18 protein-coding genes and 1 tRNA gene are annotated in these 25,851 nt (G+C 72.3%); 9 read left to right on the top strand and 10 right to left on the bottom strand.

Annotated elements, in window-relative coordinates; all coding sequences use genetic code 11:
* Together ACIO3P_RS04585 and ACIO3P_RS04580 are read right to left on the bottom strand one after the other, a co-directional pair.
* Entirely contained in the window at positions 1-1,137 is a 1,137-nt protein-coding gene (locus tag ACIO3P_RS04585) for an acyl-CoA dehydrogenase family protein (RefSeq protein ID WP_329827043.1), read from the bottom strand.
* Positions 1,138-1,233: 96 nt separating this feature from the next.
* A complete protein-coding gene (locus ACIO3P_RS04580) occupies positions 1,234-2,949 on the bottom strand; it encodes an aldehyde dehydrogenase family protein (protein WP_329827044.1) in 1,716 nt (571 codons plus the stop codon).
* 207 nt (positions 2,950-3,156) lie between these two features.
* On the opposite strand from ACIO3P_RS04580, the gene ACIO3P_RS04575 reads away from it, so the two are divergent.
* The gene (locus tag ACIO3P_RS04575; RefSeq protein WP_329827045.1) at positions 3,157-4,164 is read left to right on the top strand and encodes a DUF2156 domain-containing protein; all 1,008 of its coding nucleotides are present in this window, start codon (positions 3,157-3,159) and stop codon (positions 4,162-4,164) included.
* Here ACIO3P_RS04575 and ACIO3P_RS04570 read toward each other — a convergent pair.
* Both ACIO3P_RS04570 and ACIO3P_RS04565 read right to left on the bottom strand, forming a co-directional pair.
* On the bottom strand, positions 4,148-4,921 hold the full coding sequence (locus tag ACIO3P_RS04570; protein ID WP_329827046.1) for an AfsR/SARP family transcriptional regulator: 774 nt from the start codon (positions 4,919-4,921) through the stop codon (positions 4,148-4,150). The genes ACIO3P_RS04575 and ACIO3P_RS04570 overlap by 17 nt on opposite strands.
* A 1,439-nt stretch (positions 4,922-6,360) precedes the next feature.
* Positions 6,361-6,433: transfer RNA gene (locus tag ACIO3P_RS04565), tRNA-Arg, on the bottom strand.
* A gap of 314 nt (positions 6,434-6,747) precedes the next feature.
* Between ACIO3P_RS04565 and ACIO3P_RS04560 the strand changes: the two genes are divergently transcribed.
* The 7 genes from ACIO3P_RS04560 to ACIO3P_RS04530 all read left to right on the top strand — a co-directional run bounded on the left by ACIO3P_RS04560 (position 6,748) and on the right by ACIO3P_RS04530 (position 15,671).
* On the top strand, positions 6,748-8,352 hold the full coding sequence (locus ACIO3P_RS04560; protein ID WP_401855275.1) for a dynamin family protein: 1,605 nt from the start codon (positions 6,748-6,750) through the stop codon (positions 8,350-8,352).
* Positions 8,349-10,250: a GTPase gene (locus ACIO3P_RS04555; protein ID WP_401854997.1), complete on the top strand. Its 1,902-nt coding sequence runs from the start codon at positions 8,349-8,351 to the stop codon at positions 10,248-10,250. The genes ACIO3P_RS04560 and ACIO3P_RS04555 overlap by 4 nt, the downstream gene beginning before the upstream one ends.
* Before the next feature lie 153 nt (positions 10,251-10,403).
* Positions 10,404-10,910 carry a single-stranded DNA-binding protein gene (locus ACIO3P_RS04550; protein ID WP_401854995.1) on the top strand — a complete coding sequence of 169 codons (507 nt, stop codon included), beginning with the start codon at positions 10,404-10,406 and terminating at the stop codon, positions 10,908-10,910.
* A gap of 223 nt (positions 10,911-11,133) precedes the next feature.
* Entirely contained in the window at positions 11,134-12,585 is a 1,452-nt protein-coding gene (locus tag ACIO3P_RS04545; RefSeq protein WP_329827049.1) for a thioester domain-containing protein, read from the top strand.
* A 221-nt stretch (positions 12,586-12,806) separates the two neighbouring features.
* The gene (gene ettA / locus ACIO3P_RS04540) at positions 12,807-14,471 is read left to right on the top strand and encodes an energy-dependent translational throttle protein EttA (RefSeq protein WP_329827050.1); all 1,665 of its coding nucleotides are present in this window, start codon (positions 12,807-12,809) and stop codon (positions 14,469-14,471) included.
* 1 nt (position 14,472) lies between these two features.
* Positions 14,473-14,898: a thioesterase family protein gene (locus tag ACIO3P_RS04535; RefSeq protein ID WP_329827051.1), complete on the top strand. Its 426-nt coding sequence runs from the start codon at positions 14,473-14,475 to the stop codon at positions 14,896-14,898.
* Positions 14,895-15,671 carry a hypothetical protein gene (locus ACIO3P_RS04530; RefSeq protein ID WP_401854993.1) on the top strand — a complete coding sequence of 259 codons (777 nt, stop codon included), beginning with the start codon at positions 14,895-14,897 and terminating at the stop codon, positions 15,669-15,671. The genes ACIO3P_RS04535 and ACIO3P_RS04530 overlap by 4 nt, the downstream gene beginning before the upstream one ends.
* Before the next feature lie 74 nt (positions 15,672-15,745).
* Here ACIO3P_RS04530 and ACIO3P_RS04525 read toward each other — a convergent pair whose 3' ends face one another.
* Positions 15,746-16,150, bottom strand: coding sequence for a globin (locus ACIO3P_RS04525; protein WP_329827053.1), 405 nt, complete (start codon positions 16,148-16,150; stop codon positions 15,746-15,748).
* 142 nt (positions 16,151-16,292) lie between these two features.
* On the opposite strand from ACIO3P_RS04525, the gene ACIO3P_RS04520 reads away from it, so the two are divergent.
* On the top strand, positions 16,293-17,339 hold the full coding sequence (locus tag ACIO3P_RS04520) for a methyltransferase domain-containing protein (RefSeq protein ID WP_401854990.1): 1,047 nt from the start codon (positions 16,293-16,295) through the stop codon (positions 17,337-17,339).
* On the opposite strand, the gene ACIO3P_RS04515 is transcribed toward ACIO3P_RS04520, so the two are convergent.
* The 5 genes from ACIO3P_RS04515 to ACIO3P_RS04495 form a co-directional block, all read right to left on the bottom strand.
* Positions 17,320-18,585: an FHA domain-containing protein gene (locus ACIO3P_RS04515; protein ID WP_401854988.1), complete on the bottom strand. Its 1,266-nt coding sequence runs from the start codon at positions 18,583-18,585 to the stop codon at positions 17,320-17,322. The two genes, ACIO3P_RS04520 and ACIO3P_RS04515, sit on opposite strands and share 20 nt — an antisense overlap.
* Before the next feature lie 115 nt (positions 18,586-18,700).
* A complete protein-coding gene (locus ACIO3P_RS04510; protein WP_401854986.1) occupies positions 18,701-20,059 on the bottom strand; it encodes a VWA domain-containing protein in 1,359 nt (452 codons plus the stop codon).
* A gap of 162 nt (positions 20,060-20,221) precedes the next feature.
* Positions 20,222-21,631, bottom strand: a complete 1,410-nt coding sequence (locus ACIO3P_RS04505) for a protein phosphatase 2C domain-containing protein (protein WP_329827057.1) — start codon at positions 21,629-21,631, stop codon at positions 20,222-20,224.
* A 3-nt stretch (positions 21,632-21,634) separates the two neighbouring features.
* Positions 21,635-24,457: a tetratricopeptide repeat protein gene (locus tag ACIO3P_RS04500; protein WP_401854983.1), complete on the bottom strand. Its 2,823-nt coding sequence runs from the start codon at positions 24,455-24,457 to the stop codon at positions 21,635-21,637.
* Positions 24,458-24,512: 55 nt separating this feature from the next.
* On the bottom strand, positions 24,513-25,841 hold the full coding sequence (locus ACIO3P_RS04495) for a hypothetical protein (protein ID WP_329827059.1): 1,329 nt from the start codon (positions 25,839-25,841) through the stop codon (positions 24,513-24,515).
* Positions 25,842-25,851 lie beyond the last annotated feature (10 nt).

Below are 25,851 nucleotides of genomic sequence, written 5' to 3'. Positions count from 1 at the left end.
TCAGGTCAGACGCAGCGGGTCGCCCGCGACGTGGTCCAGGTACGGGGCGGTGAAGCTCGCCCGCGACGGCGGGTGGAAGGACAGACCGTGGGCGGCGCCGGCCAGGTAGGCCACGTCGGAGGAGGAGATGAAGGCGCTGCCGCCGAGCAGTTCGACGGCCTGGTTCAGCGCGTCGCCCAGCGCGTCCTGGGCGGCGTAGCGGGCGACGAGCGTGCTGGCCAGCTCCGTGTTGCCGGTCTCGCCGTCCCTGATCATGCGGGCGGTGCCCTCCAGCAGCAGGGCGGCCGTCTCCAGCCGGGTGAGCACCCGGGCGCGGTCGGAGTCGCTGCCCCGCTTGCCGTCGACGACCCGCTCGACCAGTCCGCTGACCATGCCGAGGTAACAGGCGGAGATGAGCAGTTCGAACCAGATCAGCCCGACGGTCTGGAGGTCGTCCAGGTTCCCGGCGTCGCCCGGCTCGGTGTGCATCATGAGCTGCTCGTCGACGAAGACGTCCGTGAGACGCACCTCGTCGCTCTCGGCGCCCGCGAGGGTACGGCTTCCCCAGAACGGGTGGACGCTGATGCCCTCGGTCTGCCGGGGGATCAGCAGCACCGACATCCGCGGCTCGCCGCTGTCGGTCGGCAGCGCCACGCTCGCGGTGAGCAGGTCCATCGAGTGCGACAGGCTGCACGGCTTCTTGGCGCCGTTGATCACATAGCCGCCGTCGGCCTTCGTCGCCGTCATCATCGGCGAGAGGATGCCCCGGCCCGGCCTGCCCTCGGCGAAGCCCGAGGCGACCAGCAGCCGCTGCTCGGCGATGCCTTCGAGCAGCGCCCACTCCATGCCGCTGCTCTGGATGGACTCGGCCAGGGTGAACAGGGTCGCCACCGAGAAGTGGTGCATCGTGGTGGCGATCGCCAGGGACGGCGCCTTCGAGGCCAGGGCCCGGGTGACGGCGAGGGCCTGGAGCGGGTCGGCGCCCGCACCGCCGTACGTCTTGGGGATCAGGAGGCCGGGGCCGCCGGCCTTGCGGAAGTGGTCGAGGGCGGGGTTCTTCGGCGCTTCGAGCTCTTCCAGCGAGGTGCCGGAGAGCTGATCGAGCAGGCCGGGCAGGAATGATTCGCACGTCTCGCGTGCGGCTTCCAACGAGCGCATGGATCCTCCTCAGTTCTGTTCGGGACGGCTTGTGGGCGCGCGGACGGCCGCGTACGGGGGCTCCCGTACCGCGGCGGCCCGCCAACGGGATGCGGGTCAGTGCTCGGCGGCAGCGGCGGCCTGAAGGGCCTTCCAGGCGCCGAACACCGCTTCGGAGGGGCGCGTGCCGGTGGAGACGCTCACGCCCTGGATGTGGGAGGTCCGCAGGATCGGGTAGTTGGCCTCGCCGAACACACCCCCGGTGAGTCCGGTCCCGCCGTGGGTCGGCAGGTAGGGCAGGAACCCGATGTGGGAGTCGTTCACCTTGAGCAGCCCGCCCTGGGTGATCCGGGTGACGATCCGGTCGACCACCTCGGGGTCCCGGGCCCACGCCGAGTTCCGCAGCCCGTAGGCGTTGCTGTTGACGAAGTCGATGAACCGCTCCAGCAGCACCTCGTCGGGTGCGGGCTCGGCCACGATCACCGGGAGCAGCGGGAAGAACGTCTCCTCGCGGACGGCCTGGATCTCCCGGGCCTCCGCCAGTCCTTGGACCTTCACGACCGTGGGTTCGAGGAAGATGCCGGCCGTGTCGCGGCTGCCGTCCTCCTGCATCGCGTGCCCGCCGCACACCAGCTCGGCGCCGTGGTCGAGGGCGTCGCGCAGGCACGAGAAGAACTTCTCGTTACGCAGCACCGGGGTGAGCAGGACACCCTCCTGCGACGACCGTCCCGGCCTGATCCGCCCGGCCTTCTCGGCCAGCAGGGCGATCAGGTGGTCGGCGATCTCCGGGTGCGCCACCACCTGGTTGGGGATCATGCAGAGCTGGCCGGAGCCGTAGAAGCTCTCCGTGATGGCCTCGGCCGCCAGGTCCAGATCGGCGTCCTTCCACACCAGCACGATGTCGTTGCCGGCCAGTTCGAGGATCGGCTTCTTGCCCGCCGCGATGCACCGCTCCTGGAAGCGCATGCCGTTCTCGCTGCTGCCGAAGTACATGATGTCGTCGACGAGCGGGCTCTCCAGCCAGGCGTCCAGCATCGGGGCCGGGTCGCCGCACACCACACCGAGGGTGCCGGGAGGGGCGCCCAGTTCCGCCAGGACCGGGGCCACGACCTCCTGCAGCACGTACATCGCCCCGAGCGGGGCGCTGCGGGGCGCCCGTACGACGAGGGCGTTGCCGGCCATGATCGCGGTCACGCCGAGCAGCGCGCTGGACAGCGGGGCGTTCTGCGGCGGGTTGAGGCAGACCACCCCGTCGGGGCGGCGGCGTACGGAGATCGTCCGCTCCCCGTGCCGGTACTCCTGGAGCATCTGGCTCCGGTAGAAGCCCAGCGACTCGGGGCCGAAGACCTCCAGGGCCCCGGACACCTGCCAGCGGGCCAGGGCGAGCGGGTGCCCTTCGCGTACGAGCACCTCGGTGATCTGATCGGCCTGCTCGACGAGCCTGCGGTACAGCAGGGCGCCGAACCGTTCGATCCGGATCTCCGGGGGGAACGCGGACCAGGGCCCGGCCGCCGCTGCAGCCGCCTCGACCGCGAGGTCCGTGGTCTGGCGGTCGGCCCGCGCCACCCGGGCGACGATGGTGGCCGGCAGGTTCTCGGCGGACATGCGCCCGCTCTCCAGCTTCCGCTTCAGGGTGAGCGTGGAAAACGCGTCGTCGAGCAGGGCGTCCGAGTCGACCACGTATACCCAGGACCCGCTCGGAACGTTCTTTCCGTCAATGAGGGAAAGGTAGGTGGGGACTTCCGGGCGAGGTGCTCCGGAATCTTCTTTTCCTGACACCGAAGGCGTCGCGATTTCGCTGCTCACGCAGCCCCTCCGCTCTCCATTTCCCATCCGCTGACGGGAAAGTTCGCAGTTCCAAGTGGTGGTTACGACCATCACATGCCCCCCTGAAAATCCCCGGAGACGGCGCTGAGACGCCGCTGAGACCGCGCTGAGACGGGCGTTTCAGGGAAATGGAAGAGAGATGCCGGACAGTCTGCTGGGCACGGCACAGGGCACTCGGGCCCGCAACTCGACGCATCAGGCAACGGGAGTGAGATGACGACGCGCAGCGGAGAGGTATCCGACCAAGAAGTGCTCGACGTTCTGGAAAGGCTCCGCAAGGACGGCGATAACCCCAGCGCCTTCCTCGCGCTCAACTCCGGTAACGCGTACTTCACCGACCCGTCGCTGGACGGCGTCGTCGCCTATCGCGAGGCGGGCTCGTACCTGATCCAGTTCGGCGGTGTCCACGCCCCGCCGGAGCAGCGGGAGGCGCTGCTGAAGGCGTTCCTCGACCATGCGCGCCGGCGGCGCCGCAAGGCCGTGGCCGTACAGCTCCTCACCTCGGACGTCGACCTTTATGTCCGCTGTGGTTTCACGGTCAACCAGGTCGGTTCGTCGTATTCGGTGCACCTGCCGGAATTCGCCCTGCGCGGCACCCGTTTCATGAAACTCCGTAACAAGATCTCGCGGGCCCGGCGCAGCGGTCTCGAGGTGACGGAGGTCTCCCACGAGGAGTGCGCGGCGGAGATCGCCGGCATCGACGGGGCCTGGCTGCGGAGCAAGGGCCGTCACGTCAAGGAGATCGAGTTCCTGGTGGGCGAGTTGGGCGGGCCCGTGCAGCACGCGCGCCGGCTGATGCTGGGCCGGCTCGACGGCGTGCCCATCGCGTACATCTCGTACTCGCCCGCGTACGGCTCACGCCCCGGGTGGCTGCACGACCTCAGCCGCCGGCTCCCGGACGCGCCGCCCGGTGTGATGGAGGCCATCAACCTCACCGCGCTGGAGATGTTCCGTCAGGAGGAGGCGGAGTGGCTGCACTTCGGCTTCACCCCGTTCACCGGGCTCTCCGAGGAGCACGATCCGGCGGGGGCGAGCAAGGCCACCCGCAAGATCATGCGGCTGCTGGCCGACCACGGGGACAAGGTCTATCCCGCGGCCAGCCAGCTCGCCTACAAGGAGAAGTGGGGCCCCCAGCTCGTGTCCCCCGAGTACCTGGCCTTCCACGGGCGGGCGAGGCTGGGGGCCATCTGGCAGATCCTGCGGGTCACGAAATCGGTGTGACCCTTTCCCCGGACGTCGACCTCGTCAGGTGGGGCGCCTGACGGAGGATGTCCTGGAACGTGTCGCGCAGCCCGTGTCCGGGCTGCAGCCCCAAATGCTGCGACAGGTACTCGCGGGTGCGGTGGTACGTGTTGAGCGCGTCGGCCTGTCGGCCCGAGAGGTAGAGCGCGGTGATGAGCTGCTCGCAGAACCGTTCGTGCAGCGGGTACCTGGCGTGGAGCTGTTCCAGCCCGGGGATGACCGCCCTGGGGTGGTCCAGCCGGAGACGGATGTCGAAGAGCCTTTCGTACGCTCCCAGTCGGACCTCCTCCAGTTGGGTGTACGCCACTTGACAGATCATTCCGTGCCCGGCGTCTATCAGGGCCGGGCCGCGCCACAGGGACACCGCCTCGTTCAGCAGGTCGACGGCTTCCCTGGGGTTGTCCGCGCTCGCCGCGTCGGCGCGGGCCACCAGGTGGAGCAGCCGCGACGCGTCGACGTCCTCTTCGGCCAGCTCCAGGACGTATCCGGTCGGCGAGGTCTGGATGACATTGCGCAGTGCGGCCTTTCCTCCGTGTGCGACCAGAACCCGTCTGAGCCGGGCGATATGGCCGTGCAATGAATTTTCGGCGCTGTTCGGGGGCTCTTCGCCCCATAGTTCGTCGATGAGTTCACTCCGCGAAACGGAGCGGCCCACCGACAAGGAGAGGGCCGCCATGATCGAGCGTAACTTCTCTCCGGGTATCCGGACCTGTACCCCGTCATCTATTACTTCCATCGGTCCGAGAAGATTGATCTGCAATTGTCGCCCGTTGCCTTCCTGATGCGACCGAAGAGTGGGCACACGGAACGCCTCCCCTCCGGGTCAGCCCCCCATGTGCTGGTGCCACCGCCACAGCGGGCGGCGGCACGCACGAACACCACTGCCGGCCCGGATTCACGATGAGATCACTCCGGTACTCAGCGATAATGCAGCCCTACTCGTAGGTAAGGCGTCCCAGCGCGAAAGCTTCGATCCCTGGGCTGCGAACTTGGCTCATTCTCGACGTTCTATGCGGGACATCACGCCACCACAGGGCGAGAGTCCGCCACGTTGCGCAAATGTTCTGCCGCAACGCCCGAATAGGCGCTGAACGTCCGCCCGGACAGCGCCGATGACCGAATCCCTTGCCTCGTGGCGTGGCCGACTCCGAACGGGCGCCGCCCCGACGGCCGATCGCCCGCGCGAAAGGGCAGCTCTCGGAGGGTGTGTCCGGCACCGGGCGATACGGGGTGAGGTGGGACCGGCCGGCCCGTCCCGGCGCGAAGACGGTCCGGGGCTGACCGAAATGGCCCGTGTTCGTTGATCTGGGTTTATGCGAATCCCGGTGGATGCACATGACGAGCGTGTCGGCCTGGACAGGCCGTCGTTTTCCAGTCGCGGCCGGCAGGCCGTCGGAGAGACGGTAGCGGAGCATATGGGTGAACAATCCAGGAATTTCGGTGGATCCGGTCCGGCGGCGCGGGCGACGCGGGGGAACAACGCCTCTCGCGCCCGTTTCCCGTTCGTTCGCTGCCCGTTCCTCGTGGCAACCGCCGTTTCCGAAGACAAATTCCCCGGGCGCGGGGCGGGGTGGCGCGAGGCAGGTCCGCGCGGGGCCGGTGGCCCTGGCCGGCCCTGGTGGGCCCGGCCTTCCTGGGCCGGGGCGGGGGCGGCGTCGGAGGAGGCGGCGGGGGCGACGAGTGCCGGGCGGACGCAGGCGCGGGCGCGCATGTGAGGGAACCCTCCCCGTGGTTCGGATCCGCGGCATCGGATTCCCGCGGGTCATCGGTCATTGGCTAGGACCGGGATCCGGAGGGAAAGGTTCCCTCGTTTTCCGCATGATTTTCCGGATGATTCGGGACATCCGGAAAAGCTCATGAGTTGCCTTCGGGAAAGGAAAATGGCGGCAAAGGCTGGGGAGCGCCCCAGCCCCAACCCCAGGCCGCGGACCGGCTCGTCATACGGCGGTGATGGCGGGGCGTGGGGGAGTCGGGAGCCGGGGCGTCGTCGGCGGTGACCGTGCCCGGCGCGTACCGCCCCCCAGGGCGCGGCCCCGCGCGTACCGTCCGACCGTCCGTGTAAGCCCCGGGCGGGGCGGTCGACCTTACGCCGTCACTACAGCGCCCTCGGTAGGCTGCGGCGACCTGCGCAAAGGCCCTCCCGGTCGGGAGGGCCGTGCACCGCGCGTAGAAGAGCGCCCCCGGCAGGACTCGAACCTGCGGCCAAGTGCTTAGAAGGCACCTGCTCTATCCACTGAGCTACGGGGGCCGAAAGTGGCCTCGGTGACCTGGAGCCCCGTGTGGGGGGTTCCGTGACCTTGCCGGGACAAGGATAGGGCTCCGATCACCCTGACCCGGTTGCTTCACGTGCGTGGCACGTTGTGGAGGTTCAGTGAAGCGAACCGATAATCGCAGGCAGGTGCGATTCGTGCATCGCTTTTGGGCTCCGGCGCCCCGGGTGTTGTGCACTCGTTATGCCTGCGCCCCACTCGTCCCGTCTGTCCCGAAGCGTAATCGGCGCGCAGAGATGTCCATACGCTTCAAAAAGGCTCCAAAATTGGGCATTCTTCGCATGTGGTGACCTTGGACGTACGGCCCCAGTTGATCGACGCACTTTCCGCACTGCGCGACCGTGTCGCCGCCGTGCGTCTTCCACTGCCCCTCACCGGGGCACCACGCGCCCGGCAGACCCGGGCCGAACTGCTCGCGCAGCTCGACGACTATCTGCTGCCGCGGCTCCGGGACCCCGAGGCGCCCCTCCTCGTGGTCGTCGGCGGATCCACCGGGGCCGGAAAGTCCACGCTGGTCAACTCCCTTGTGGGGCGGCGGGTCAGCGAAGCGGGGGTGCTGCGCCCCACCACACGTACCCCCGTACTCGTCTGTCATCCCGAGGACCACCACTGGTTCGCCGGTATGCGGGTGCTCCCGCACCTCACCCGTGTCTGGCTGCCCCAGCAGGAGGAGGACCCCGGAACCGGCACGGGCGCCGACGGCGCGCCCGGCGCGCAGCAGAACGCGCTGCGCATCGACACCGCCGTCGCGCTGCCCCGGGGGCTCGCCCTGCTCGACGCGCCCGACATCGACTCGCTCGTGGTGGAGAACCGGCTGCTCGCGGCGGAGTTGATCTGCGCCGCCGACGTGTGGGTGATGGTGACCACCGCCTCGCGGTACGCGGACGCCGTGCCGTGGCATCTGCTGCGTACCGCGAAGGAGTACGACGCGTCCCTGGTCACCGTCCTGGACCGGGTGCCCCACCAGGTGCTCGACGAGGTGTCCCGGCAGTACGGGGCCCTCCTCAAGCGCGCCGGGCTCGGCGACGTACCGCGGTTCACCATCCCCGAACTGCCCGAGTCGGCCGGCGCCGGCCGCGGGCTGCTGCCCACCACCGCCGTCGCGCCGCTGCTCGCCTGGCTGGCCCACCGGGTGCAGGACCCGGCCGCCCGCCAGCAGGCCCTCGTCCGTACGGCGGCCGGGGTGATCGACTCGCTCAACGCGCGCATGCCGGAGCTGGCGGGGGCGGTCGCCGCGCAGTACGCCGCCTCCGTACGGCTGACGGGCGCCGTGGAGGAGGCGTACGCGGCCGAGGGGGAGCGGGTACGGCGCCAGCTCCAGCGCGGCGCCGTCCTCGCCGGGGACGCGCGGACCCGGTGGCGCGGCCATCCGAGGGACAGCTCCTCGCGGGAACTGCTCGACTCGCTCGTCGAGAGCCTCGGCGCGCTCCTCCAGTGCGCCGTCGCCGCCGCCGACGAGCGCGTGGAGACCGCCTGGCGCCGCGAACCGGCGGCCGGGGCGCTGCCGGTGCCGGGACCGGACGGGGAGGCCGTGGAGCGCGTCGGGATGGCCGTACGCCGCTGGCGCCGCGTCCTGGAGGAACTGGCCGAGGAGGAGGTACGGCGGCACGAGCGCGGCGCCGCGCCCGACGCCGAGACGGTGGCCGCCCTCCTCGCTGCGGCCCTGCTCGGCGGCCGGCGGGCCCGGCTCGCCGGGGAACGGCTCGCCGAACGCATCGGGGCGCAGGGGGCGCTGCGGCTGCGCGACCGGGGGGGCGAACTGGTGACGACGTACATCGACCGCGTACTGCACGGGGAGCGCGACCGGCGGCTGGCGCCCCTCGACGCACTTGAGGTGAGCCCGGAGCCGCAGGCCGAGTTGATCGCCGCACTGTCCGTACTCCAGAGGGAAAGGTGATCCACGTGACCGACGCGAAGGACGCGACGGACGGGAAAGACGCGAAGGACGCGAAGGACGCGAAGACCGAGGCCGCCCCGGAGGCCCTCGCGGCCGGGACGAAGCCCGCCGGAGCCGCCGGAGCCGCCGGGGCCACCGGGGCCGCCGGGGCCCCTGCCGACTCCGCCGGAGCCTGGGACGACGGCCTGATCGCCCGCCGCGCCGCCGGGAAGGGCGCCACGGAGGGCCTGGACGCCCTGGACGGACTGGACGGCCTGGCGGAGCTGCCCGGGGCCTCCCCGGGCGACAGCGAGGCGCACACGCCCATCGGCGGGGCCTACGGCGGCCCGCTGCGGGTCCGCCTCGACGCGCTGGGCGAGCTGGTCGGGCTGTCCAGGACCCGCGTCGAGGGCGCCGTCCTCGCCGAGGCCGGCCGCGTCCTGGACGAGGCGGCGGCGCGGCAGCGGCTCTCCTCGCGCCACACCGTCGTCGCCATCGCGGGCGCCACGGGCAGCGGCAAGTCGACGCTGTTCAACGCGCTCGCCGAAGTGCCGATCTCCGAGACGGGACTGCGCAGGCCCACCACCTCCGCCCCCATCGCCTGCACCTGGTCCGACGGCGCGGCCGGGCTGCTCGACCGGCTCGCCATCCCCGGACGGCTGCGCCGCAGGCCCCTCGCGGGCGGCGACGGCGACGAGGAACTCCACGGCCTCGTCCTCGTCGACCTCCCCGACCACGACTCGGCCGTCGTACGCCACCGCGACCAGGTGGACCGGGTGCTCGCCCTCGTCGACGCCGTCATCTGGGTCGTGGACCCCGAGAAGTACGCGGACGCCGCGCTCCACGAGCGCTATCTGCGCCCCCTCGCCGGGCACGCCGAGATCACCTTCGTCGTCCTCAACCAGATCGACCGGCTCCCCGGCGACGCCGCCGACCAGGTACTCGACGATCTGCGCCGCCTCCTGGACGAGGACGGCATGGCCCTCGGCGAACACGGCGAACCCGGCGCCACCGTCCTCGCGGTCTCCGCGCTGACGGGACAGGGCGTGGGCGAACTGCGCGACCTGCTCGGACGGTTCGTACAGGAGCGCGGCGCCGCGGCGCTGCGGCTGACCGCCGACGTGGACGCCGCGGCCGTGAAGCTGCGCTCCGCGTACGTCGCCGAGGGGCGCGCCGGGCTCGGTGAGCGCTCCCGCGAGCAGTTCACCGACCGGCTCGCCTGGGCCGTCGGCGCCGTGGCCGCGGGCCAGACGGCGGAGCGCGAGTGGCACAGGAACGCCGGGCGCGCGTGCGGCACACCGTGGCTGCGCCTGTGGCGGTGGTACGAGAAGACCCGCACCCCGGGCGGTGGCGGGACCCCGGCGGCCCCGGCCGTCGTGGAGGACGAGCTGACGGCGCGCCAGCGCGTCGAACAGGCCGTACGCACGGTCGTGGAGGAGGCGTCCGCCGGGCTGCCCGAGCCGTGGGCGCACTCCGTGCGCGAGGCGGCCGTACGGGGCGCGGAGGGGCTGCCCGAGGAACTGGACGAGCTGGCCGTGACGGCGGGGCCGCCCCCGGGCCGCCCGCCGCGCCCGGCCTGGTGGCCCGTGGCCGTACTGGCCCAGGCGTCCATGACCCTGCTCCAGATCTTCGGCGCGCTCTGGCTGGTGGGCCAGATCATCGGCGTGCTGGAACCGGGGCTGCTGCCGCCCGTGCTGGTGATGCTCGCGGGGATCGTGGGCGGCCCGTTCGTCGAGTGGGCGTGCGGCGCGGCGGCGCGGGGGCCCGCGCGGCGGTACGGGCAGGACGCCGAGCGGCGGCTGCGCGAGGCGGCGGCCGGGTGCGGACGGGCGAAGGTGCTCGACCCGATCTCGGCGGAGCTGATGCGCTACCGGGAGGTGCGGGAGCAGTACGTCACGGTCTCCCGGGCGGGCGGCTGAGGGCTCCGCGCGGTCACGGAGCGGTGACCGGCCCTCACCGGATCGGGTGACGGAGTTTTCCACAACTGACAGGTAATACACAGGCGTCAGCACATTCTTTCCGTCCGGGCCAGCATGGGATCAGTCGAAATACGGCCGGACGGGAGGCGGATTATGAACGACACGGTGGTAACGCTGGTGGGGAATGTCGCCACGCGGGTGGAATTCAGGGAGTCGGAGACGGGCGGGGCGGCGCGGTTCCGATTCGCGGCGACCGCGCGCCGCTGGGACCGGGCGCGCGGCGCCTGGACGGACGGGCCCACGAGTTTCTACACGGTGTGGGCGCGCCGGGCTCTGGGAGCCAATCTGGCGGCCTCGGTCTCGGTGGGTGAGCCGTTGGTGGTGCACGGCAGGCTGCGGGTGCGGGAGGACGAGCGGGAGGGGCAGTGGCGCACGTCCGTGGAGATCGACGCGGTGGCGGTGGGGCACGACCTGACGCGGGGGACCTCCGCGTTCAGGCGCCTGACCAGGACGGCCCCGTCCCTGACCGTGGGTCACGGTGGCGCTGCGGAGCGGAAGGAGACGGCCCCGGAGGCGCCGGGGAAGGGGGAGGACCTGTGGCACGGACCGCCGTCCGCGGCCCCGGCCGGCCCGGTCGCCGCCCCGACTCCCGCTTCCTGAGAGGCGGTTGTGGAGATTCGTCGATACTCTCGGTCACCTTCCATGTGTGTATCGGCCACTGGATAACGATTCCGATGCGGAACGGTTGTCCCGGTGGCCGGGCGGCCTTCCGCGGTTCTTGTCGTCCATAGGATTCGCGAGTACTCACTGGGCACTTGAGTCTGCAGGCGAGGCAACCCCCCACGCGTTCCACGCGAAAGAACCTCGCCCGAAGGGGAATTCTGTGTTTTCTGCGATATCTGAGTCATCCGCGCGGCGGCGGGGCGCGGCCCGTCTCGCCGCCGCGGTTCTCGCTTCGGGTCTGGTCGCGCTGACCTCGCTGACCGGTGCCGGTACCGCCGTGGCCGACGACGGCTCCCAGCACCAGGGGGGCGCCGCCGCGACCCTCGACGGCCTGAAGACCTACGGCGAGGCCGTGCTCCACGCGGACGGCAAGGACCAGCGGTTGCCCGCCGGGCTGTTCGAGATGACCGTCGACGGCGGCGGCAAGCTCAAGACGTACTGCATCGACATACACAACCCCACACAGGACCAGGCGAAGTACCGCGAGACCCCCTGGGACGAGACCTCGCTCGGCGCCAACAAGGACGCGGGCCGGATCCGCTGGATCCTGGAGCACTCGTACCCGCAGATCGACGACCTCGCGGCGCTCGCCGAGACCGCGGGCACCGGACCGCTGACCGAGAAGACCGCCGCCGCCGGCACCCAGGTCGCGATCTGGCGGTACTCGGACGGTGCCGACGTCGACGCGAGCGACCCCGCCGCCGAGAAGCTCGCCGACTGGCTGGAGAAGAGCGCCCGGGACAGCGCCGAGCCCAAGGCGTCGCTCACCCTGGAGCCCGGCGTGGTCTCCGGCAGGGCCGGGGAGCGGCTCGGCCCCGTGACCGTACGCACGGACGCCGCCGGGGTCACGGTGACACCGCCCGCCGACGCCGCCGCCAGCGGCATCCGGATCACCGACCGGGCCGGGGCGCCCGTCACCACCGCGGCCGACGGCACCGAGCTGTACTTCGACGTCCCCGAGGACGCCGCCGACGGCACCGCCTCCCTGGGCGTGCAGGCCACCACCTCCGTGCCCGTCGGCCGCGCCTTCGCCGGGGTGACCAGGAGCCAGACCCAGATCCTCGCCGGGTCCAGCGACTCCACGGTCTCCGCGACGGCGACCGCCAACTGGGCCACGGGGGGCCCGATACCCGCGGTCACCGCGCGCAAGAACTGCGCCGAGAGCGGCGTCGACGTCACCGCCGTCAACGCGGGCGACGAGCCGTTCGTCTTCGAGATCGCCGGCGAGGAACACTCCGTCACGCCCGGCGGGACCACCACGGTCGTCGTCCCGGTCGGCGAGGACGAGACGTACGGCATCACCGTCACCGGATCCGGCGGGTTCTCGAAGACCTTCGACGGCGTCCTGGACTGCGTGACCACCGGCGACTCGGAGATCGTCACCCAGCGGGCCTCCGGGCAGCCCCTCCCGGCCTCGGCGGGCGGCTCCTCGACGGACACCATGGGAACGGCGGGCGTCACCGGCTCCACCACCGCCACGGGCGACCTCGCCGAGACCGGCTCCTCGGCCGCCACCCCGGTCATCGCGGGCGTCGCCATCGCCCTCGTCCTCGTCGGCGGCGGAGCCGTCTACTTCCTCCGCAAGAAGAACGACCCCTCCGCCGGAGAGTGAACACCGGCGGGCACTGAGTGACCCGCCGCAGGTGGTGGCCCCCAGGACGCGCGGACGTCGTGGGGGCCACCCCTCCGGGACCCCGGAAACCCCGCCGGAGGAGCTGTCCGGGGAGCGGTACTGGTTTCCTTCGGGGGATGGACGTCAGGCAAGATGGGGTGTATCTGCCCTCACGCGGCGGAGCCGCACATTGGCCCTTCTCGATTGCCGGACGGTTTCTCTTGGCTGAGTACATCTACACGATGCGCAAGACGCGTAAGGCGCACGGCGACAAGGTCATCCTCGATGATGTGACGCAGAGCTTCTTGCCGGGCGCGAAGATCGGTGTGGTGGGACCCAACGGCGCCGGCAAGTCCACCATCCTGAAGATCATGGCCGGTCTGGAGCAGCCGTCCAACGGCGACGCGTTCCTGTCCCCGGGGTACACCGTCGGCATGCTCCTCCAGGAGCCGGAGCTCGACGAGTCGAAGACCGTGCTGCAGAACGTCCAGGACGGCGCCGCCGAGATCATGGGCAAGCTCCGCCGCTTCAACGAAGTGGCCGAGCTGATGGCGACCGACTACTCGGACGCGCTGATGGAGGAGATGGGCAAGCTCCAGGAGGACCTCGACCACGCCAACGCGTGGGACCTGGACACCCAGCTCGAACAGGCCATGGACGCGCTCGGCTGCCCGCCCGGCGACTGGCCCGTCACCAACCTCTCCGGTGGTGAGCGCCGTCGCGTCGCGCTCTGCAAGCTGCTGCTCGAAGCCCCCGACCTGCTGCTCCTCGACGAGCCCACCAACCACCTGGACGCCGAGTCCGTGCAGTGGCTGGAGCAGCACCTCGCCAAGTACCCCGGCACCATCGTCGCCGTCACCCACGACCGGTACTTCCTGGACAATGTCGCCGGGTGGATCTGCGAGGTCGACCGCGGCCGTCTCCACGGCTACGAGGGCAACTACTCCAAGTACCTGGAGACCAAGCAGACCCGTCTCAAGGTCGAGGGCCAGAAGGACGCCAAGCGGGCGAAGCGGCTCAAGGAAGAGCTGGAGTGGGTCCGCTCCAACGCGAAGGGGCGGCAGGCCAAGTCCAAGTCCAGGCTGGCCCGTTACGAGGAGATGGCCGCCGAGGCGGACAAGATGCGGAAGCTGGACTTCGAGGAGATCCAGATTCCGCCGGGCCCGCGGCTCGGCAGTGTCGTGGTCGAGGTCGAGAACCTCTCCAAGGCGTTCGGCGACAAGGTCCTCATCGACGACCTGTCCTTCACGCTCCCGCGCAACGGCATCGTCGGGGTCATCGGCCCGAACGGCGCCGGCAAGACCACGCTGTTCAAGATGATCCAGGGCTTCGAGGAGCCGGACTCCGGCACCATCAAGGTCGGCGACACCGTCAAGATCAGCTACGTCGACCAGGGCCGCGGCAACATCGACCCGAAGAAGACGCTGTGGGCGGTCGTCTCGGACGAGCTGGACTACATCAACGTCGGCCATGTCGAGATGCCCTCGCGCGCCTACGTCTCGGCCTTCGGCTTCAAGGGCCCGGACCAGCAGAAGCCCGCCGGGGTGCTCTCCGGCGGTGAGCGCAACCGCCTCAACCTGGCGCTCACCCTCAAGCAGGGCGGCAACCTGCTCCTCCTCGACGAGCCGACGAACGACCTCGACGTCGAGACCCTGTCCTCGCTGGAGAACGCGCTGCTGGAGTTCCCGGGCGCGGCCGTGGTCGTCTCCCACGACCGGTGGTTCCTGGACCGCGTCGCCACGCACATCCTGGCGTACGAGGGCGACTCCAAGTGGTTCTGGTTCGAGGGCAACTTCGAGTCGTACGAGAAGAACAAGGTCGAGCGGCTCGGCGCCGACGCCGCCCGCCCGCACCGCGCCACCTACAAGAAGCTCACGCGGGGCTGAGATGGCCCGTCATACCTACAGTTGTCCCCTGCGCTGGTCGGACATGGATGCCTTCGGGCACGTCAACAACGCGGTCTTCATCAGCTACCTCGAAGAGGCCCGCGTCGACTTCATGTTCCGGCTCGCGCCGGGGAACGGCTCACCGTCCTTCTCCGGCGGATCCGTGGTCGCCCGGCACGAGATCGACTACAAGCTCCCGCTGGTCCACCGGCACCAGCCGGTGACCATCGAGTCCTGGGTGACGAAGATCAACGCGGCGTCGCTGACGATCGCGTACGAGATCAAGGACGGTGACCAGGTGTACGTACGGGCCGCGACGGTCGTCGTGCCCTACGACCTGGAAGCGGGCAGACCCCGGCGGATCACCGCCGAGGAGAAGTCGTACCTCCTGCAGTACCTGGACGACGAGGACGCGCTCGCGGCATGACCCTGTCCGTCAGAACCCTGGAATTCGCCGACGCGCGGGAGGCCGCCGACCTCGGCGCCTTCCTCGCCCGGCTGATCCACTACGACCGCGCCGCCGCCGTCCGGCTCCAGGCCGGCGGCGGGGGCGCGGGCGGCGGCGCGCTCGCCGTCTTCGGCCGCCCCGCGTCCTTCGAGGTGCTGGCCATCCGTACGGCCCGGCTCGGCGCCCCGTACCCGCCACGGGCGGCGGCCCCGCTGGACGTCACCGTCTCCGCCGGGGAACTCCTCGACTCCATCGACGCGCCGTCCGCTGCGGCCGTCCCCGACTCCGGCGACTCCTTTGTTGAGGACAGCGCGCGTACGGCGGTCGTGCCGACGGCCGTCACCGGCCCGCCGTGGGCCGGGGTGCTGCCGCCGCGCGGCGGCTGGCGCCAGGTCCCCGGGCTCCCCGGCGCGGAGGCCATAGGGCGCGCGCTGGCCGGGGCGGTCGCGGAGTTCCGTGCCAGGGACGAGCAGTTGGCGCCCGGCGACCGGACGCGCGCCGCGCGCGACCGGATCGGCCGCGAGATCTGGTCCCGCACCCTCGGCGACACCCATCTGCCGCTGCGGGCCGTGCACGCCGCGCAGTCGCTGGGCTTCCTGCGCCCGGTCCGCGCGCTGGTGCCCGCGGGCGCCGCCCCCGAGGAGCCTCCGGCGCTGCTGGAGTCCGGGAGCTGGCTCCGGCTCCGTACGGCGTACGGCTCGATCGCGGTGCGCCGAGCCGGACTCGGCGGCCTGACGGTCACCCCGGCCTGACGTCACCCCGGCCTGAGCGGCCCGCGGAGCAGGACGGCCCGCGTACGGGGCGGACGGCTCGTGTGACGGGATCCTCAGCCGGCGGTGTTCACCATCGAGGCGGCGGCGTACGTCAGGTACTCCCAGAGCTGCCGTTCGTGCGCCTCCGACAGCCCCAGCTCGTCCAGCGCCACCCGCATGTGCCGCAGCCAGGCGTCGTGCGCCGCGCTGTCCACCGCGAACGGGGCGTGCCGCATCCGCAGCCGGGGGTGACCGCGCTGGTCGCTGTAGGTGCGCGGGCCGCCCCAGTACTGCATGAGGAAGAGCGTGAAGCGCTCCTCGGCCGGACCCAGATCCTCCTCCGGGTACATCGGCCGCAGCAGCGGGTCCTCGGCGACCCCCTGGTAGAAGCGGTGGACCAGGCGCCGGAAGGTCTCCTCGCCGCCGACCTGCTCGTAGAAGGTCTGCTCCTGAAGCGTGTCGCGCGGAATATCGTTCACCCGTCCATCGTCTCAGACGCGGCGACCGAGGACCGTGGCCCTAGGTCCTGTCCGGCACCCGGTCCGACCACACCGGCCGGCACACCCCACCCGGCCCGCGGGTCCGCTCGCTTCCCGGGCGCCCAGCCAGGACAGTGGAGAGATGGGCGCACACCCGGTCGACCCGTACCGTCCCGACGACGCGACCGCCGCCGAGGCGCGCGCCGGGCTGGTCCGGGAGATCGCGGTGACCGGGGCGCTGGACGATCCCGCCTGGCGGGCGGCGTTCGAGGAGGTGCCGCGCCATCTCTTCGTCCCGTACTACTTCACCAGCAGGCCCGGCGGCTGGGACCGGCTCTGGTGCGGCGATCCCGACCCCGGGCGCCGCCGGCGCTGGCTGCGGGGCGCGTACGCGGACGCCCCGCTCGCCACCCGTGTGCGCGACGGCGAGCTGATCTCGTCCAGCAGCCAGCCCTCCCTGATGGCCCGCATGCTGGTGGAGCTCGACGTACGGGACGGGCACCGGGTCCTGGAGATCGGCGCGGGCAGCGGCTACAACGCGGCGCTGCTCGCCCACCGGCTCGGCGACGCGAACGTGACCACCGTCGATCTGGAACCGGAGATCACCGAGTCGGCCCGTACGCATCTCGCCGCGGCCGGCTACCGGCCCGCCGTCGTCACCACCGACGGGGCGCGGGGCTGCCCCGAGCGCGCGCCGTTCGACCGGATCATCGCGACCTGCACCCTGCCGTCGGTGCCCCGGGCCTGGATGGCGCAGTCGAGTCCAGGGGCGCGGATCCTGGCCCCGCTCGCCACCGGGCTGATCGCGCTGCGGGTCACCGACGCGCCGCACGGGCGGTACGCGGAGGGGCGCTTCCTGCACACGGCCGCGTACTTCGTACCGCTGCGGGGCGTCCCGGCCGGCCGGGCGGGACCGTACCGCCCCCTCGGCGGGCTGCCGCGGCGCGCGAGCGAGAACGAGCTGTTCCGCTTCCTGCTGACCCTGACCTCGGGACGGCTCGACCCGCGCGAGGCGCTCTCGCTCTGGGAACGCGAGGGGCGCCCGGCGCGGGAGCGGTACGGCGTCACCGTCACCGGGGACGGTCAGTGGGCCTGGCTGGACGACCCGGCGGGACCGTACGCCTGGCCGCTCGGCCAGGACGACGGTCCCGTGCCCGGGTCCGGCCGGGTCAGTCGCGGCGGATCGTGATCGTCGTCCAGGCACCGACGTGCACCCGGTCGCCGTCCTTGAGCGGGACGGGGACGAAGGGCTGTATCGGGTCCTCGGCGCCGTTCAGCGTCGTGCCGTTCGTCGAGTTCTGGTCGACGACCGCCCAGCTTCCGTCCGGCTGGTGGACCAGGACCGCGTGCTGGTGCGAGACCCCCGGGTCCTCCGGCGGCACGGACAGATCGATGTCGGGGGACTCGCCGGTGGAGTGCCGGCGGCGGCCGATCGCGATCTGGTTGCCGGTCAGCGACAGACGCTGCTCGGGGGAGTACGCCGGCAGATTCAGCCCGGTGGCCTCGGGGCCGCTGCGCTGCATCATCGCCATGAAGTAGTCACGGTCGGGACCGACGACCGCCGTCCAGCTCGCCGCGGGCTGGTACTGCTGCGGCGGCTCGTGCCGCTGGGACTCCTGCGGGCCCTGCGGCGCGTGCGACTGAGGGGTCGAGGACGAGGGCGGCGGCAGCATCCAGTCGTCCTCGCCGCTCTGCTGCGGCTGCGACGGGGCAGGGGCCGGGGGAGCGGAGGACTGCTGGAAGACCGGCGATACCGGCAGACGCGGCGCCGGCGGCGGCCCGTCCTGCTGGTACGGCGACGGCGGGGGCGGCCCATCCTGCTGGTACGCCGACGGCGGCCCCTGCTGGTACGGCGGCGGGGGCGGCGGGCCCTGCTGCTGGTAGTCCGGACGCGCGTAGTCCGGCTCGGAACGCGCGTAGTCCGGCGCGGGCGGCGGCGCGGGCGCACCGGCCTGCTGCGCCGACCGGTCGGGCGACAGGGGCTCGGCGGGCCGGTTGAGCTGGGAGGGGCGCGAACTCTGGTACTCGAACGGCTCGTGCTGCCGGGTGGGCTGCTGCGCCTGGAAACCGGGCGGCAGATTCAGCCCGGGCACCGGACCGCCGGGACCGCCAGGACCGCCAGGACCGCCGGGGCTGTTCGGGCCCTGGTACGGGGCCAGCGGGGTGTACGACGTCGCCGTGTTCGTCAGGAAGTTCCAGCGGCACTCCTCGCAGAACGGGGCCATCGGCTCCCGAGGCGTGCGGCACTGCGGGCAGAGCTCCGCCTGCGCGGTGGCGTCGGGTCCGGGCGGGTAGCCGTAGCCGGGCGCGGGGGGCGGCGGGGGAGGCGGCGGCGGAACGGCGCCCGCCGGGGCGCCGGGGCCGGCCATGCGATGGCCGCAGACCTCGCACCAGTCCTCGGAACCCGACTGGTGTCCGTTCGGGCAGGTCGGCATGTCGGCGCTTCCTCCTCTCGTCCGGCCCGCAGGCCGCTTTCTCATCGGGCCCGCAGGCCACTCTCGGATCCGGCCACCGGGCCGTTGCACGGCTGTAGGACGGTGTACTTCTTGGCTATTTCTTGACGCGAACGGTCTTGGTGGAGCGCGTTTCGAGGGTCATCTCGTCCGCATCCGCGACTTTCGCCTTCAGTCGCACAGTACCTGTCGCCGCATCGACCACGTCCACCACCTTCGAAAGCAATTTCGCCGTATCGGCGTTTCCGGAGGACGCGGCGAGCTGGACGGCCCGTCCCAGCTTGGCGGTGGCGCCGTCGAAATCACCCGACTTGCGGGCATCCAGCCCCTGTTGGATGACCTGGGCCAGCTCGGCCTGGCCGGTGTAGTGGGCGACCTGGGGGTTGATGGAGGTGGAGGCCGCCATGTCGTCCGTCCACACCGCCCGTACCAGCCCTTGGGACAGCACCTCCGGGGCGCCGCCCCCCGGCGCGGGCAGTATCAGCGAGACCCGCGCGGCCAGCATCTCCTGGCCGATGCCCGCCTCCGGGACCCGTACGCACACGTGGTAGTCGCGGGACTCGTCGCCCCACGACCCGGTCGGATAGTCCCCGGCCCGCGGCCCCGACTCCGTACGCCGGCTGGTCAGTTCCTCGACCGTCGGCGCCACCTGCTTGACGAAGACGATCTCCACGCCGACGGGGGTCCACAGCCGCAGGGCGACATCCGCGACCTCCTTGCCCATCGCGTTCTCCATCATCCGCGTGAAGTCCGCGGCCAGCCCCGCCGGATCCGCGACGATGTCGGCCGTCCCGAGCAGCGCGGAGGCGATCGCGGTGACCTCCTTCACCTCCCAGTCCGTACCGACACCCCGGGCGTCGCAGGTGAAGCGGCCCGCACAGCTTTCGAGCGCGGCCCGCAGATCCTCCGGCGCCTCGTGCTCGTTACGGCCGTCGGTGAGCAGGATGCCGTGCCGGATCGGGACGTCGGCCGAGGCCAGCAGCCGGTCGGCGAGGCGCAGCCAGGTGCCGATCGCCGTACCGCCGCCCGCGCCGAGTCTGCGCAGCGCCTCCTTGGCCGCCGCGCGGGTGCGCGCGTCGGCGACCGCCAGCCGCCCGTCGCCGGGGTAGACCTCCTTCGCCACATGCGTACCGGCGACGATCGCGAAGGCGACACCGTCGCGCAGCGTCTCGATCGCGGCGGCCGTGGCGTCGCGCGCGTTGCGCATCTTCGTGGGCGGGTAGTCCATCGAGCCCGAGCAGTCGACCATGATCACCACGGCCGCGTTCGGGCTGTGCCCGGGGAGGGCGGAGGGCGTCGGCGAGGCTCCGGCGAGCGGCACGCCACCGGTGGTCCCGCCGCCCGTCGACGTGACCGTCACGATCGCGTTGACCTCGCGCCCGCCCTCCGGCAGGTAGGCGTTCTGGTACACGTCGACGGAGAACTGCGGCACGTTCGACTTGGAGAAGTTCGCCATCTGTATCGGCTCCTTGACGCTCCGCACGACGGAGACCCGTGGGAGAAGTCGGTGAGATAGATCGGTGGAACAGGTCGTGGAACAGATCGGGGGAGAAGTCGGTGGGAGACGTCGGGGAAGGGCGCGGCGACGGCGCGGGGCAGCGCGGGGCCCGCGCCGCACTCAGGCGGATCCTGCCCCTTGCGCCGGTACGGCGAACGGCAGCACGGCCACTGTTACGTTGTCGTGGCCCCCGCCGTCGAGCGCGTGCCCGACCAGGACCTGGGCCGCGTGCAGCGGGCGCAGCGCCGCGTCGGCGGGCAGCGCCCTGGCCATCTCGTCGGCGCCCTCCGCGTAGTTCCACAGCCCGTCCGTGCAGACCACCACCACACCGGGGCGGTCCGGCTTGAACGACGCGGTGTGCGGCTCCAGTTCGTACGCGTCCGCGCCGAGCCAGCCGGTGATCGCGTGGGCGCGCTCGTCCGCGTACGCCTCCGCCTCGCTCATCAGGCCCGCCGCGACCATCTGCGCGGCCCACGAGTCGTCCTCGGTGAGCCGGGCGGGCGGGCCGCCGCGGTCGTCGGGGACCCAGTACGCCCTGCTGTCGCCGATCCAGCCGATGACCAGCAGCCCGTTCGCGACGACCGCGCCGACGATCGTGCAGGCCGGCGCGTTCTGGTGGTGGTGCTCGTGGGCCGGGGCGACCGACGTGGCCAGCGCGTTGACGGCCTCGGCGGCGGCGAGGATCGCGTCGTGCATCGCCTGCTGCGGATGCGTACCCCGCTCCAGGGCGCCGAGCAGCGACTCGTTGGCGGACGCCGACGCCGCGGCCGACGCCTCGTCCGGGCGGGTCGCCGACGACACCCCGTCGCAGACGACCGCCACCACGGCGGGCGAACCGTCCGGCAGGGCGGCGGACGACACGGCGAACGCGTCCTCGTTACGGTGATGGCGCAGCCCGCGGTCGCTGACCGCGGCCACCGAGCACAGCTCCTGCTCCATGTGGTCGCGCTCGCGCGGCTGGGCGTGGCCGCAGTTCTCGCAGTAGCCGTCCGTGTCGACGCGGCCCGCGCGGCAGGCCACACAGATCTTCGCCCCGGCCGGTGGCGCCGGGGCACCGGCGGCGGACGTCCGCGGATCGGCCGACGGGACCGGTGGCGCGGGCGGTGACGGAGGCGAGGACGGGACGGGGGGTACGGCGGACGCCCGGGCGGGCGCGGGCAGTTCGAAGTCGCCCGGGTGCTCGGGCAGCCGCGACCCCGTGGAGTCGAGACCCGGCACCTCCTCCGGCAGATGGGCCGGTACGGGGGTGCCCGAACTGTCCACGCCGGTGGCCGGGGGCCACTCCACCCCGGCCGCCGGAGCGCCCGGAGAGCCTGGAGTGCCGGCGGCACCGGGAGGCGCGGGAGCGACCGGAGTGCGCGGCTCCGCCTGTCCCGCCCCGTGCATGACCAGCGTGGGGTGATCGTCCGGGTGCTGCTTCACGGCCGACAGGTCGTAGCCGCACCCGCCGCAGAACAGGTCGCCGGACTCCAGCGGCTCCTCGCAGCTCGGGCAGGTCGGCTGGTCGGCCGACCGGTGCATCTGGGACATCAATCACACCCACGTCCGGGGGCGGAAACGGTTGGCCCGCTCCACCAGTTCGATCCTCTCCTCGCCGCGCTGAGCGAGCCGGGCGAGTACCCGGTACGAGCGTTCCAGTCCAAGACGCAGACCACGCTCGTCCAGTTCGCTGCCGAGCAGCACGCTCTGGACGGGACGGGCCCCCGGACTACCGGAGAGTACCCAGTCCAGAGCGGTGCCCAGTACCTCCGTCGACAACTGCTCCCGCCGTACGGCGTCCAGATCGAACTGCTGGAGCGCGGAGACCTGCTGCGCCGCGGCCGTCAGATCGTCGATCAGCGCCGGCTCCGCGACGAAGCCCTGCCGCCGGCCCTGGCTCTGCCCTCGCATCCGACCCGCGCCGAGGGCGGCGGCCGGGGCGGGCGCCGGGACACCGCGCTGCCGCAGCCGCGCCCGTACGGCCGCGACCCGCGCGGCCGTGTAGTGGATCGACGACTCGGGCACCGACTCCAGGGTCCGTACGGCGCCGGTCCTGTCCCCGGCGGCGAGCTGCACCCGGGCCAGCCCGAACGCGGAGCTGACATAGCTCGGGTCCGTCGTCCACACCAGGCGGTAGTACTCCGCCGCGTTGTCCAGTTGACCGAGCACCTCGGCGCAGACGCCGAGCGCCAGCTTCGGGGCGGGCTCGCCGGGGAACGCGTCGTAGATGGCGTCGAAGGAGAGCGCCGCGATCTCGTGGTCACCGGTGGCCAGCGAGGCGATCCCCCGGTACCAGACGACCCGCCAGTCGTCGGGGCGGCGCTCCTCCAGCACGTTCAGCGCATCGAGCGCGGTGGCCGGTTCGCCCATCTCCAGCCGGGCGCGCAGCTCGCGCAGCCCGCGCTCCACGGAGTCGGTGGGCGCCGAGGCCAGCGCCGTGATCAGCTCGGCGGGGGCGGAGGCCATCAGTCCGGCGAGGAACCCCGCGTTCGGATCGTTCGGGTCGACACGCGGTACGGGCAGGGCCAGCGCGGTCGCCGCCGCGTCGAGCGGCGCGAGCCGGGGCGCCCCCGGCGTCCCGTTCACGGGCGTGCCGAAGGCGGGTTCCGCGCCGGGCGCGGCTTCGGAGCGCGGCGACGGGAGAGCGCCCGCCGGGGGGTGCGCCGGTGGCGCGGGCAGGACCGCCGGATCGAGGCCGGCGTACCCGGCGGCGCCGGGTCTGGCGCCCGGCGCGGGCAGCGCGGGCGCGGCGGGCGGGGACAGCGCGGCGGCGGGCGCCCCTTCCGCGGGTCCGGTGCGCGTCCCGGCCGCCGCTCCGGCGCGCCGGCCGAACAGGCCGCCCTGCGGCTGCGCCCGTACCCCCAGCCGTGAGACGTCCTCCGTCAGCTCCGCGAACAGATCCGTGTCCGTGACCCGCAGTTCGGGGCCGAACAGCGTGGACAGCGCGGGGCGCGGACGGCCTGTCTGGAGTGCGACAACCTCCCGCAGCACGCCCGTGAGCTGCTCCGCCATCTCCTGCGCCGAGGAGAACCGCCGGGCCGGATCGGGGTCCGTCGCCCGGACCAGCAGCCGGTAGAACGACTCGTACGTACGGAAGACGTCGATGTTGTCCGGGTCCGGGAGCGAGTCCACGAACACGTTGGTGTAGCCCTGGAAGTCGAACGTCAGCACCGCCAGGGTGCGGGCCACCGTGTACAGGTCGGAGGCGACCGACGGGCCGACGTCGGCCACCTCGGGGGCCTGGTAGCCCACCGTGCCGTAGATCGCCGACTCGTCGTCGTCCATCCTGCGGACGGCGCCCATGTCGATCAGCTTGAGCTGGTCCTCGGTCTGGATCGCGTTGTCGACCTTGAAGTCGCAGTACAGCAGGTTCCTGCTGTGGAGATGGCCCAGCGCCTCCAGCGCCTCGATGCCGTACGCGCACGCCTGCTCGACCGGCAGCGGATCCCGCTTGCCGGCGCCCGTACGCCGCTCGTTGGCGATCTCCTTGAGCGACTTGCCGCCCACGTACTCCATGACTATGTAGCCGTCCATGGAGCCCGTGCGCTGGTCCAGGTGTTCCACGAAGTTGTAGATGCGGACGATGTTGGAGTGCTCGATCTCGGCGAGGAAGCGGCGCTCGGAGATCGCCGCCGCCATGGCGTCCTGGTCGCCCGTGTCCAGCAGGCCCTTGAGGACCACCCAGCGGTCCGACACGGCGCGGTCGACGGCCAGATAGACCCAGCCGAGACCGCCGTGCGCCAGACACCCCACGACCTCGTACTGCCCGTGCACCACATTGCCCTCGTGGAGCTTGGGCACGAACGAGTACGGGTGCCCGCACTTCGTGCAGAACCCCTCCGTACGGCCGGGCCGGTCGCCCCGCGCCCGGCCCACCGGCGCCCCGCAGTCCGAGCGCGAGCAGTACCGCTTGCGCTCCGGCACCTCCGGGCGCTCCATGACCGCGGAGCGCGGATCGGGGCGCGGCACGTCCGGTACGGAGACCAGGCCCGCGCCCAGCCGGTTGCGCCCCGAGGAACTGGCGGACGAGCCGGAGCTGCGCACCGAGACCGACCGGGACGACACCCGGCCCGACAGGGAGCGCGAGAGCCGCCCGGAGACGGACCGCCTGGAGGTCGAGGAGCGCGAGGACGCCCGGGAGGACTGGCGCCCCGACGAACGCGAGGAGTCCCCGCTGCCCGAGCCCTTCCCGCTGCCGCCCCCGGAACCGCTGCCGCCCCGGCCGCCGCCCGTGATGCCCGTCGGCGGCGAGGCGAGCGACCCGTTGGGGGAGACGACGGGGGCCAGACCGCAGGTGTCGCAGTACAGCTCACCGCCGCCCATGTCCTCGTACGAGCCCTCGCAACCGGGGCGCTGGCACGCCGTGTTCCCGCTCATCCGTCCCCCCGCTCTCCCGCTGTCGTTCCGCTGTCCGTGGTGAAGCCGTGCGCCCTCACGCCCCACCTCCGCGGTCGGCCGGGCCCGGCGGGCCCGGGACCAGGACGTCCGCCGCGGCCCGCTGGTAGCGCAGCACGGCCTGTTCGGCGACGCGCAGATCGCAGGGCGCGCTCCACAGCATCCGGCGCGCCGCGTCGTACCGCTCGATCAGGAGCGGGTCCTCCGCCATGCCGTGCCGGGCGACCTTCGCCTTGTACGCGTCCAGCCGGCCGCGCAGCTCGGCGCGGACCGCGAGCGGCGCCGTGACCGCGGTCAGCGACTCGCGGGCCCGCAGCAGTTCGTCCTCCGCGTCGCGCTCCAGCGACTCCAGCAGCGGCGAGAGCCGGTGCCACTGGGCGTGCCTGCGGTACTCCGCTGCGGCCGACAGCCGTTCGTGGAGCGCGGTCGGCGGGCCGCTGACCGCGGGCACCTCGGACGCGGCGATCTTCGCCAGCACCTCACCACGGGCCGCGCGCGCCTCGGTGAGCGTACGGTCGGCCCGCGACAGCACGTCACGCAGCCGCATCAGCCGCTCCTCCGAGTCCTGGCGCACCCGCAGGACCGCCTCGATCTCACTCCGTACGTCCTCCAGCGCGCGGGCCGCCCGGTCGTAGCGCTCGGTGTCGGGCCTGCCGCCGCCCGGGGCCGAACTGCCGGACGCGGGCCGCCAGAAGGCCAGCGGATCGGAGATCACCTGGGCGCGCAGCGTGGACAGCTCGTGGGTGATCGACTCCAGGTCGTCGCCCGCCGGGTGCTCCCCGGGACGTACGCCGACGGAGTACGCCAGCGAGCGGGTGCGCTGCAACTCCGCGGAGAGCAGGTCGATCCGGGCGGGCAGCGCCGACCAGACGGAGTCCGCGGCCACGACCATGTCCAGCGAACTCGCGTACAACTCGTTCATCCGCGCCACCAGTTCGGCGAGCGTGAAGTGCTCGGAGAGCTTGGCGGGGCCGGTGAGCGCGGGCAGCGGCTGGGCGGGGCCCGCGACGGTGACACCACGGCCGCGCAGCGTCTCCGTCAGCTCCACCAGGTCGTCGCGGTTGGGCCAGCGCCGCCGGGCGCGCGCCTCGCGGGCGCCGGTCAGTGCGCCGGAGTAGCTGTCGAAGTACGACCAGAGCAGCGTGATCGCGCCTTCGGCGGTGGCCCAGCGGTCCTTCGTGACCCCGGTCAGCTCGGCCCCTTCGAGGAGGCGGCGTCCCGCGTGGTCCTGGAGGGCGAGGAGCGAGGACTCGATGGCCTCGTGCTCCGCTTCGAGGCGCGCCAGGGCACGGTCCACCTCGTCCCGGTCCATCACCGGTCCCGGTGGCCTTCCCGTCGCGTCGGGAAAGGAGCCCGTGCCGCCCATCGATCACCTC

This window comes from Streptomyces sp. NPDC087310 (assembly GCF_044744405.1).
Classification (GTDB): Bacteria; Actinomycetota; Actinomycetes; order Streptomycetales; family Streptomycetaceae; genus Streptomyces.
The sequence above is the reverse complement of the archived record's forward strand: the minus strand, read 5'-3'. Positions and strand labels throughout refer to the sequence as shown.

What these genes read in the sequence shown, in the direction of transcription:
- ACIO3P_RS04515 (WP_401854988.1), bottom strand. Translation starts at nt 18,585, where the DNA reads ATGCCGACCTGCCCGAACGGACACCAGTCGGGTTCCGAGGACTGGTGC.
- ACIO3P_RS04585 (WP_329827043.1), bottom strand. Translation starts at nt 1,137, where the DNA reads ATGCGCTCGTTGGAAGCCGCACGCGAGACGTGCGAATCATTCCTGCCC.
- ACIO3P_RS04495 (WP_329827059.1), bottom strand. Translation starts at nt 25,841, where the DNA reads ATGGGCGGCACGGGCTCCTTTCCCGACGCGACGGGAAGGCCACCGGGA.
- ACIO3P_RS04535 (WP_329827051.1), top strand. Translation starts at nt 14,473, where the DNA reads ATGGCCCGTCATACCTACAGTTGTCCCCTGCGCTGGTCGGACATGGAT.
- ACIO3P_RS04580 (WP_329827044.1), bottom strand. Translation starts at nt 2,949, where the DNA reads ATGGGAAATGGAGAGCGGAGGGGCTGCGTGAGCAGCGAAATCGCGACG.
- ACIO3P_RS04520 (WP_401854990.1), top strand. Translation starts at nt 16,293, where the DNA reads ATGGGCGCACACCCGGTCGACCCGTACCGTCCCGACGACGCGACCGCC.
- ACIO3P_RS04550 (WP_401854995.1), top strand. Translation starts at nt 10,404, where the DNA reads ATGAACGACACGGTGGTAACGCTGGTGGGGAATGTCGCCACGCGGGTG.
- ACIO3P_RS04500 (WP_401854983.1), bottom strand. Translation starts at nt 24,457, where the DNA reads ATGAGCGGGAACACGGCGTGCCAGCGCCCCGGTTGCGAGGGCTCGTAC.
- ACIO3P_RS04510 (WP_401854986.1), bottom strand. Translation starts at nt 20,059, where the DNA reads ATGGCGAACTTCTCCAAGTCGAACGTGCCGCAGTTCTCCGTCGACGTG.
- ACIO3P_RS04570 (WP_329827046.1), bottom strand. Translation starts at nt 4,921, where the DNA reads ATGGAAGTAATAGATGACGGGGTACAGGTCCGGATACCCGGAGAGAAG.
- ACIO3P_RS04505 (WP_329827057.1), bottom strand. Translation starts at nt 21,631, where the DNA reads ATGTCCCAGATGCACCGGTCGGCCGACCAGCCGACCTGCCCGAGCTGC.
- ACIO3P_RS04530 (WP_401854993.1), top strand. Translation starts at nt 14,895, where the DNA reads ATGACCCTGTCCGTCAGAACCCTGGAATTCGCCGACGCGCGGGAGGCC.
- ACIO3P_RS04575 (WP_329827045.1), top strand. Translation starts at nt 3,157, where the DNA reads ATGACGACGCGCAGCGGAGAGGTATCCGACCAAGAAGTGCTCGACGTT.